Origin of the sequence: Corallococcus praedator (assembly GCF_003612125.1) — a bacterium.
Taxonomy (GTDB): Bacteria; Myxococcota; Myxococcia; order Myxococcales; family Myxococcaceae; genus Corallococcus; species Corallococcus praedator.
Genome location: NZ_RAWI01001395.1, coordinates 1 through 392, shown reverse-complemented (window position 1 = coordinate 392; position 392 = coordinate 1). Strand labels below are relative to the sequence as shown.

Sequence of the window (392 nt, the reverse complement as noted above, 5' to 3'; positions counted from 1 at the left end):
CCCTACAACGGCGAGCTGCGCCCGGACAACAGCGCGCTGATCGTCATCGACATGCAGACCGACTTCTGCGGCGTCGGCGGCTACGTCGACAAGATGGGCTATGACTTGTCGCTGACCCGCGCGCCCATCGTCCCGATCCAGACGCTGATGGCGCGCCTGCGCACCCTCGGCTTCCCCATCATCCACACCCGCGAGGGCCATCGCCCCGACCTCTCCGACCTGCCCGCCAACAAGCGCTGGCGCTCGCGCCGCATCGGCACCGAGGGCTTCGGCATCGGCGACGAAGGGCCGCGAGGCCGCATCCTGGTGCGCGGAGAGGCGGGCTGGAACCTGATCGACGAACTGGCACCGCTGCCCGGCGAGGTGATCATTGACAAACCCGGCAAGGGCTC

At 68.9% G+C, this 392-nt stretch carries 1 protein-coding gene; it reads left to right on the top strand.

Annotated elements, in window-relative coordinates; all coding sequences use genetic code 11:
- Positions 1-392: cysteine hydrolase family protein (locus D7Y13_RS44610; RefSeq protein WP_147452786.1), on the top strand; the 392-nt coding region annotated here is incomplete at both ends.